This is a genomic window from Glaciecola punicea, from assembly GCF_001756615.1.
Classification (GTDB): domain Bacteria; phylum Pseudomonadota; class Gammaproteobacteria; order Enterobacterales; family Alteromonadaceae; genus Glaciecola; species Glaciecola punicea.
Genome location: NZ_LZXY01000012.1, coordinates 70,865 through 80,009, shown reverse-complemented (window position 1 = coordinate 80,009; position 9,145 = coordinate 70,865). Strand labels below are relative to the sequence as shown.

The 9,145-nt window shown below is 42.1% G+C and carries 9 protein-coding genes; 2 read left to right on the top strand and 7 right to left on the bottom strand.

The genetic code is table 11. From position 1 onward, the window contains the following. Positions 1 to 43: 43 nt before the first annotated feature. A complete protein-coding gene (locus BAE46_RS12785) occupies positions 44 to 388 on the bottom strand; it encodes a Grx4 family monothiol glutaredoxin (RefSeq protein ID WP_006003112.1) in 345 nt (114 codons plus the stop codon). Positions 389 to 657: 269 nt separating this feature from the next. On the opposite strand from BAE46_RS12785, the gene BAE46_RS14415 reads away from it, so the two are divergent. Next, positions 658 to 1,242 (top strand): superoxide dismutase, encoded by a 585-nt coding sequence (locus tag BAE46_RS14415; RefSeq protein ID WP_006003110.1) that lies wholly within the window; start codon positions 658 to 660, stop codon positions 1,240 to 1,242. Between the two features lie 1,022 nt (positions 1,243 to 2,264). Here BAE46_RS14415 and BAE46_RS12770 read toward each other — a convergent pair. From BAE46_RS12770 to prmB, 3 genes are read right to left on the bottom strand one after another with little or no spacing between them, the layout of a single operon-like run. Beyond that, entirely contained in the window at positions 2,265 to 3,485 is a 1,221-nt protein-coding gene (locus BAE46_RS12770; RefSeq protein ID WP_238528933.1) for an MFS transporter, read from the bottom strand. 7 nt (positions 3,486 to 3,492) lie between these two features. Continuing rightward, positions 3,493 to 4,593 (bottom strand): chorismate synthase, encoded by a 1,101-nt coding sequence (gene aroC, locus BAE46_RS12765; protein ID WP_070113075.1) that lies wholly within the window; start codon positions 4,591 to 4,593, stop codon positions 3,493 to 3,495. Positions 4,594 to 4,624: 31 nt separating this feature from the next. Beyond that, the gene (prmB, locus tag BAE46_RS12760; protein WP_006003102.1) at positions 4,625 to 5,629 is read right to left on the bottom strand and encodes a 50S ribosomal protein L3 N(5)-glutamine methyltransferase; all 1,005 of its coding nucleotides are present in this window, start codon (positions 5,627 to 5,629) and stop codon (positions 4,625 to 4,627) included. Between the two features lie 91 nt (positions 5,630 to 5,720). Between prmB and BAE46_RS12755 the strand changes: the two genes are divergently transcribed. Beyond that, positions 5,721 to 6,362, top strand: a complete 642-nt coding sequence (locus BAE46_RS12755; protein WP_171901035.1) for a Smr/MutS family protein — start codon at positions 5,721 to 5,723, stop codon at positions 6,360 to 6,362. 73 nt (positions 6,363 to 6,435) lie between these two features. Here BAE46_RS12755 and BAE46_RS14410 read toward each other — a convergent pair whose 3' ends face one another. From BAE46_RS14410 to gshA, 3 genes are all read right to left on the bottom strand, one after another. Further along, complete coding sequence (locus BAE46_RS14410; RefSeq protein WP_006003099.1) at positions 6,436 to 6,558, bottom strand: DUF3149 domain-containing protein; 123 nt, start codon at positions 6,556 to 6,558, stop codon at positions 6,436 to 6,438. A 113-nt stretch (positions 6,559 to 6,671) separates the two neighbouring features. Beyond that, positions 6,672 to 7,298 carry a transglycosylase SLT domain-containing protein gene (locus tag BAE46_RS12750; RefSeq protein WP_006003098.1) on the bottom strand — a complete coding sequence of 209 codons (627 nt, stop codon included), beginning with the start codon at positions 7,296 to 7,298 and terminating at the stop codon, positions 6,672 to 6,674. Between the two features lie 169 nt (positions 7,299 to 7,467). Then, positions 7,468 to 9,069, bottom strand: coding sequence for a glutamate--cysteine ligase (gshA, locus tag BAE46_RS12745; protein WP_006003097.1), 1,602 nt, complete (start codon positions 9,067 to 9,069; stop codon positions 7,468 to 7,470). Positions 9,070 to 9,145: the final 76 nt, after the last annotated feature.

The window sequence follows — 9,145 nt, the reverse complement described above, 5'->3', positions numbered from 1 at the left end:
ATAGTAATTATTCATCGCCTTTTTTTAGTTTCTACTCAAGACACTACGCACTTTTATTTTTAGCAGCCGATTCTTGGATCAAGGACTGCAGTTCGCCCTGCTGAAACATTTCCATAATAATATCGCAGCCGCCTACTAATTCACCGTCTACCCAAAGCTGCGGGAAAGTTGGCCAGTCTGCGTACTTGGGCAACTCTGCACGAATATCTGGATTTTGGAGAATATCGACGTAAGCAAATTGCTCATTACAGCCCATTAGCGCTTGGGAAGCCTGCGAAGAAAACCCACACGAAGGTAGTTTCGGCGAACCTTTCATGTATAAGAGAACGCTATTCTCACTAATTTGCTGTTTAATTTTTTCTATTACACTTATTTCTTGTTCACTCATAGTAATGCTTATTCCTTATACGTATTTAGTTAGTTGTATGTGTGTCTAAGTATACCAAATTCAACACCTTTTCGCATCTCAATTTAGCTAAAGTGTAAATCGTTCATGATGATGATACGAAATTTAAAAGAAAACTGATCTTGTTCACGCTAAATAAAGAACTAACAGATAGAATTATTTTTTATCTGGGCTTTTAATCAAGCCAATCATCCCCAATTAATAGTAAGTTACATGAGAACAAGAATTCACTCAACACACGGAGAAAACACATGGCTTTTGAATTACCCGCATTACCATATGATAAAACAGCACTAGAACCACACATCTCAGCTGAAACATTAGATTTTCACCACGGTAAGCATCACGCTACTTATGTGACTAAATTAAACGGACTAATTGAAGGCACAGACTTAGCGGGCAAATCGTTAGAAGAAATCGTCAGAAACAGTGATGGTGGTGTCTTTAACAATGCTGCTCAAATTTGGAATCATACTTTTTATTGGAACAGCTTAAGCCCTAACGGCGGCGGCGAACCAAGTGGTGCACTTGCTGAGGCAATAAACGCGAAATGGGGTTCTTTTGCAGACTTCAAAGCAGCCTTTAACGACAAAGCGGTCAATAACTTTGGTTCTAGCTGGACATGGTTAATAAAAGCAGCAGACGGTAGTTTAGATATAATGAACACCAGCAATGCCAACAACCCTATTACTAGCGACGGCGTTTCGGCCTTGTTAGTCGTAGATTTGTGGGAACATGCTTACTATATCGATTACCGCAATGTCCGTCCAAATTACCTTGAAGGTTTTTGGGCACTTGCTAATTGGCAGTTTGCTTCTGAAAACTTTACTGGCTAGTATTATCAGTGAAACAAAAAAAGGCGCTTTATAGCGCCTTTTTTTTATTGATTGCTCTGCTTCTTTTGGATCTCTAGGACACACCAAAGCGATCATACTTGTGTCTGGGGATATAGCCGTTCTAGTGACACCCTCAGCGCATTCTGGCTGCTCGATAGTGATTTTTTGCCATCCATTTAAAGGCCGTATTTTGTCCCCTTTAATCATAAATTTACGCTGCCACAGGGTTTCTCCATCAGACGTGATGACGTTACCCATTCTGCTGACTGAAAAAAAAACACTATTCTCAGGCATTCTGACAATCTGAATCGTTTTATTTGTTTCTTTATTATAGGCGTGAAGAAAATTGCCATCATCATCACGGGTGTATAAGAACCAGTCGGTTTTTTCAAATCGATGTAGACTTGCACCAATATTGGTATCGACAATGCTACCTTTAGTGTCGGGGTCAAACGCGTTCACTCGTTGTAAAGTGATAGGCTGGCCTAATACAAACAACAGTGAGTCAGTGTCGCTTAACCATACCTGATAGCCTACAGGGGATAATTTAGGTGCCAAATGCTGAACCGCCTTACCCAATAAATTGACTTGCCACAACTCTTGTGAACCTGCTGCATTTACGCGAATAACTGACATATCGTCTTTATCGGGTATTGGGGTCGCAGAGTACTCACTGCTGGCCGATTGCGTAATGTTCTGCAATTTACCTGATTGAAAATCGAACACCCATATGTCCATCTGCGCGTCGCTTCCATCAACGTTGACCGCTTCAGTAAAAAACAAGCGTTCGTTATCAAAGAAGTAAGGTTGATTACTATACTGCTGAGTATTAGTAACTTGGATCAGCTCAGTAATGGGTTCTTTTTCCCATAAGTTTAGTTTCCCCACCCAAATATCACTCGCCTCTTGTGCACTTACTTGAGCAGAAAAAAGTAACAATAGCGTGACACAAAAGATCGGTGCAAGCTTGGTCAAGCCACAATTAATCGTCAGATTCTCTTTGTTTAGCTGCATTAACATTGTTAAACCACCTTATTTTTAATAAACGCTTTATACACAATTAATATGACTAACAATAACCCAGCAATAAAGGCAACGCTGCCCGATAATATAAAGCTGAGCGATGCGCCCACTCCATCATTCCATACATAGCCTGCTGTAAAACTGCCAATTGCACTGCCTAAGCCAAAGGTCACTGACAGATAGATAGCTTGAGCGCGACTTTGAAATTTGTCTGAAAAATGCTGCGTCAGAAAATACACTGAAGCAACATGACTCAAGGCAAAACTAAATGCGTGCAAGACTTGGCTCAGCACAATAACAGCGCCAATGTGTGCAAAATAAGCCAGTCCAAACCAGCGCAGCGCGGTCAAAAAGATGCTTAAAGCCAGCAGATGTAGTACATTAAATCGCTTGACTAGCGTGGCCGCATAGATAAATATAAATATTTCTGCGACTACCCCTATGGCAATAAAAATACCCGTTTGGAAACCAGTGTACTGTAAATCACTCATATACAGGGCAAAAAAGTTATAATACGTACCAAAGCTGACCTGTAGAAGTGTATTAGCCAGCAAAAAAACGATAAAAACAAGGCTCATAACCTGCTTGTAGTCACCGCCACTTGCCTGTGTGCTGTGCTCTTTTACTTTGGGGTTTACAATCAACAAGCTGCTTAAGTAAATAAACAATAAACTAATACTGGTGGTCACGGCCACCACACTTGGTCCATATATGTCTATTAAGCTACCCGCCAATAAACTACACACTATGAAACCAACGCTGCCCCAAAGCCTAAGCTTCCCGTAGCCGCCTCTACTGGTAGCAGTCGCGCTTAAGGTAATGACTTCAAGCTGGGGTAAAACAGCCGTCCAAAACAGCATCATTATGCAAAAGGTTAAGGTCAGTAACCAGTAGCCTTGAACCACAAATACCGCCAAAAAGGCCAAAAAGGCGAGTAAGCTTCCAAAGCGCAATACTTCGCCCGCGGTGCCATTCTTGTCTGCTTTATTAGCCCACAAATTAGGCCCTAACATTCTAAATAAAGCGGTGATGGCGAGCAAGGTGCCTATTTGCGCGGAGCTAAAGCCACGGTCATCAAGAAACAAACCAACGTACGGCATAAAGATGCCTAGTTGGCCAAAATAAAAGAAATAGGTCATGCCTAAAAAAACACGGTTGCTCGTGCTGTCTATAGGCACATTACGCTTAGGCCCAAATAGCAGACGAATGAATGAATTCACGCCACAATTACGGACGTTGCGCCGGAATTACGGGCGTGATGGAATGAACCTGTGAATTTTGCGCCCTATGTCTTAACAAATGATCCATTAATACCAGCGCTAACATGGCCTCAGCAATAGGCACCGCGCGGATCCCCACACAGGGGTCGTGTCGCCCTTTCGTAATAATGTCAGCCGCATTGCCGTTTATATCAACCGTTTTACCTGAAATACTGATACTTGAGGTCGGTTTTAATGCCAATTGTACTAGCACTTCTTGACCCGTGCTGATACCACCTAGAACTCCCCCAGCATGATTTGTGTAGAAGCCCTTGGGAGAAATTTCGTCGCGGTGGTCGGTGCCTTTTTGTGTTACCACGTCAAAACCATCGCCGACTTCTACCCCTTTCACTGCGTTTATGCCCATCATGGCATGTGCAATGTCGGCGTCTAAACGATCAAACACAGGCTCACCTAGTCCCACGGGTACATTTGTTGCCGACACGCAAACTCTAGCACCTATGGAATTACCTTCCTTTTTTAGATCGCGTATGTATTGATCTAAGGCGGCTATTTTATCTTTGTCAGGGCAAAAGAAAGGGTTGGTATTCGTAACGTTGTGATCAACTTTGTCTATTACCACTGGACCAATTTGGGATATGTAGCCACGAATTTCTATACCAAACAACTGCTGTAAATATTTTTTAGCAATGCCGCCAGCTGCTACTCTAACCGCGGTCTCACGTGCAGATGAACGGCCGCCACCGCGATAGTCTCTTATACCAAATTTTTGTTGATAAGTGTAATCAGCATGGCCAGGTCTAAAACTGTCTTTAATGTTAGAATAGTCTTGACTGCGTTGGTCAATATTATTAATTAATAAACCAATGCTAGCGCCTGTCGTTTTACCTTCAAATACACCGGAAAGAATTTTCACCTCGTCGTCTTCACGTCTAGCGGTCGTATATTTTGAGGTACCTGGTTTACGTCGGTCCAAATCACCCTGCAAGTCCTCTTCATTAAGCTCAAGTCCAGGTGGGCAACCGTCCACCACGCCGCCAATAGCAAGTCCATGACTTTCACCAAAGGTGGTAACGCTAAACAATTTACCAAAGGTATTTCCTGACATCGCTAGTTTCCTTTTTAAATATGAATGTGTTTTAGAGTTTGTTTAACAACGGGAGTTGTGCTGTTAATTGGCTTTTATTGAGCGCAAATATACCATTACCACCATGCGTTAACTTGCACCAATGCACGCTAAAAGCGCCAAAACGCTGGGCAAAGTTCACTTCACTGTTGCCAACTTCCACGAACAACCAAGCGTTGTCCGACATATATTGGGCTACTTGTTTCAAGAGTGCGAGGGTTAAATCAAGGCCATCTTCACCTGACGCAAGCGCTGATTCAGGCTCATGTAAATATTCGCGCGGAAGATCTTGCATGTCGTACGCATCTACATAAGGCGGATTTACCACTATTAAATCATATTTTTGCGCGCCCAAATTTGAAAACAAGTCAGACTGCATAGGAAACACTCTATCTTGAATTTGGTATTGTTCAATGTTAATTGACGCCACATCAAGCGCATCTTCGTCTATATCCACCGCATCTACTTGAGCATGGACAAAGTGCTGCGCTAGCGCAATAGCGATACAGCCACTTCCTGTGCACATATCTAAAATAAAGGCTGGAGGCACAGAATCTTGTAAATAGTCTGAAAATTTACTTTCGATTAATTCAGCGAAGGGGGAGCGTGGGATCAATGCGCGTTCGTCAATGTAAAATGGCATCCCTGCAAACCAAGCTTGATTGCTTAAATACGGCAGTGGAATAGCGTCTTCACAGCGCGCTTTTATCCAGCTAAACACCAGTGCTTTCTCTGCTGGCGTCAGTCGGCAGCTGTAAAATACTTGTTGCTCTTGCACACTAATATCTAAAGGCAGTGAAAGTGCTGTAAAAACGAGTCGGTGAGACTCCTGCCACGCGTTTTGAGTACCATGGCCAAAATAAACGTCATGGTGGTTACACTGTGAGATGGCAAAACGGATATAGTCTATAATGCTATTAAGAGATTGAGTAACCTGCTCTTGATTATTCAAGGCTGATATTATGTCATGATCTTGCAGCGTTTTGTAAGGTCTTGGCGCTTGATTAGCTTCATGCATGAATTATTAACTACTTAATTGGGCTATTTAACGAATGGTATGTTGCGTATAATATCGAAAAATGACTAAACATGCTGTTAATAATATTCACATGAGCAAAAAAAACGACGAGCCTTTAGATTTTTCTACTTTGTTTAAAGACGCAAAGCCCGTTAGCCATAATCAATATGTGCTGACAAATGAAGAGCGTAAACAAAAGCGCACAAAAGAAAGTCGTTTGAGAATGGCTAAGAAGGAGGCTAGTGCACAAAAAATGTCATTAGCACAATTGTCTTCTTCGGATTATTTACAGCACAGTGCCAGTGTAGAGCTTTCAGATATATTTGAAGCACATTGGGATGATGATAAACCTATTAGATATTATCGAAAAGATGCTGCCATTAACTATCAAAGCGAGTTCAAACTGCCCTTAACGTTTAGCAACAAAGACATGCTTAAGAAGCTAAGTATGGGCTATTTTACACCTGAAATTGAGATAGACCTACACGGCCAAACTGGACAGCAGGCAAAAGCAGAAATCTTGGCCGTTATTTTTGAGGCAAAGAAGCGTCACTTTGCATGCATCGGCATTATCCACGGACATGGCAATGGCACACTTAAACGAAAAGTGCCTAATTGGCTTGTACAGCACCCTGACGTGGCAGGATTTGTTCAGGCACCTAGAGAGTATGGCGGCAAAGCAGGCCTACTTGTGTTAATCGGCATTGACTTTCAAGCCTATAAGCCTGAGTAGAAATTGACCGCTCGTTTAACTTACTTAATGTAAACATCTGTTCGTAATCTTGCGAAAACCATTCAACTATTAGCTATAAACCATTTTTAGCGTTATGAATAAACAGATACGCATAATACGCCGCCATTACTATCATAATTACAATACCTAAAATTGAACCCCAAACAACCGGATCTGAAAAAACTAAGTTCCACATAATGATCACCTCACGTTTGCTAATAAATTAAAATTAGTCAATGGAGTTATTGTAATTAAAACGAGGAATAAGTTACTGATCTAGATCAAAGATTTTACCGATACGAGCAAGTACTATGTGAATAGCCGCATAAACCAGCCCCTATCAAGATCGTCTTCGCAGTTTCTAAGCTGCGCTGCGTACCGAAGTGAGCGTTCATCAACTTTTTTAGCGACACCATAAAGCCATGCCTTTTTACGATAGCTTTTACGTTTATAGCCCGACCATCCTTCGTGATAATTTAAATACTGCGTTTTTGCATCCCACTTCGAAACGTTATTAATAGTGTGGGTTTTGCTAATAAACCAGCCCATAAAGTCTATGGCGTCGTCAAAATCATCACGATCAGCGAAAGTGCGCCCGGTTTCTCGCTTGTAGTCTTCCCAGGTCTTGGTTTTTGCTTGCGCATAACCAAAGGCGCTGCTCGTGCGGCCCCATGGAATGAGCCCAAAGAGTATATAATCTCGGGGCGGTTTCGCATTATGACGAAAAGAGCTTTCCTGATACATCATGGCCATTGGCACGTGAATAGGTACACCCCATTTCTCACGCATGTCGGCGGCAGCATCAAACCAATCATCTTTTTCTTCAAAAATATAGCATAAATTCTCTCTTTGAGAAGGCTGAGTGGTGCTGCAAGCACCTAAGAAAAAAGCGCTAAGCAGTATGCATAAAAATAAATTTACTTTTTTTAATAACATGCGGAACTAATCACCTCCCTCTTACTCTTATTACTGTGTGCTACAAATGTTTTCCCTAAGTGTGTGTGTTGCCTGACGTGTTTAACGTCAGGCTTTTTTTTATCCGTCATTTTCCATGAACAGATAAGTCTCACTAAACACCTAAAGACTAATCTTAACGTCCTCAACGTTACATTTCGTGATCACACGCCACACGTTTACCAAAATAATCACTCACAAACTGGGTAAAATCTTTATCATCAGGAGACTCAATTTCTTTTTGTGCATTTTCTGACACTAGCGCCTCAGCAACAAAATCGGCCTTTGATAAATGAATATATGGAATATTATGCGCTTGCGCTTTATATTTCTTAGCCAACGCCATACCCAGTTCACCGTTGTCCATGTCATTATCAAGTAGTGTCTTTAGCCATTTTCCAGAGGGTGTAGTGGTAGGATCCATGAACTTTTCATATTGCTTATTCACCGCTTCAATGTGCACGCTTGTTTGTTTAGCTTCATCGAGTAGCACCGCTACTTTACGTAACTCTATGATAAGTTGCTGACCCCAGTCTTTGAGCAAAATAGGCTCACCGTTATTACTAAGCCGTAACGCTGGATCGCGACCTCTTTCGACTACGTCAGTGATATTTTGTTGACTAAGCGGCCTGCTGGCCTCATCAAACTTTTCTGAAGGCGCTAACAAACAATATACTAAAAACGTGTCTAAAAAATGAAACTGTTCAATATCAATGCCCACATTAGAGTAGGGGTTGACGTCTAACGAACGCACTTCTAAATAGCTTACGCCGCGATCTTGCAGGGCATTTGTTGGCATCTCTAATGATTTAGCTATTTGTTTTGGGCGTATAGGTGAATATAGCTCGTTCTCTATTTGCAATACGTTATCGTTAAGCTGCTGCCATCCATTTTGTTCATCGCAGCCTAAATGCGCATAGTCAGGTGCTTTTTTACCAATAGCCCCGCGTAGGCTGCTGACATAAGTACTCAAGTCGTTGTAGCAAATTTTCAAATTAGCCTGTGAGCTGCTCGTGTAGCCAAGGTCACTCATTCGAAGAGAGGTCGCATATGGCATATAAAGAGTGCCCTTACCTACTGTATCAAACTTATGTTTCACATCTTTATGCGCAATAAAAGAACTACATAACGCTGGAGAAGCACCATATAAATAGGGAATGATCCATGCAAAGCGCTTAAAATTGCGAATGAGCCCAAAATAATAATCAGACTGCGTGTCTTTGTTCCACGTTTCACCATGCAAATCGCACCACTGCTGCCAAAACTCGTCGGGTAGTGAAAAATTAAAGTGCACGCCTGAAATTACCTGCATCATGCTGCCGTAGCGATTATGCAACCCTTCCCTGTATACCTCTTTCATGCGTGCTATGTTCGAGCTGCCATACCGAGCAATCGGAATATCTGTGTGCTCATCAATAAAACAAGGCATACTCATAGGCCACAGGTACTGCTCGCCTATGGATTCATAGGTAAATTTATGAATATCGTTAAGCTGGCTAATGCTGGTAACAACGTCTGTTTCAGGCGGCGTAATAAACTCGAGCAATGATTCTGAAAAATCAGTGGTAATCCATGTATGAGTTAGTGCTGCCCCAAGCGCCTGAGGATGTGGCTCGCTGCTAATTGTGCCATTGTCGTTAACCCTTAAGGTCTCGCGCTCAATACCGTGTCTAATGTTACATAGCGCCTGCATAAAAGAAGGTGCAGAAACGGCAGCTAGTCTAGCTTCAAAACTTATTTGGTTGGTCGGCAAATTATTATTCTCTATAATTTATGGTACGGTTATGACGAAGCGCATGTGTGCTTCGATGTGTGCTCGCGAAGCGAGC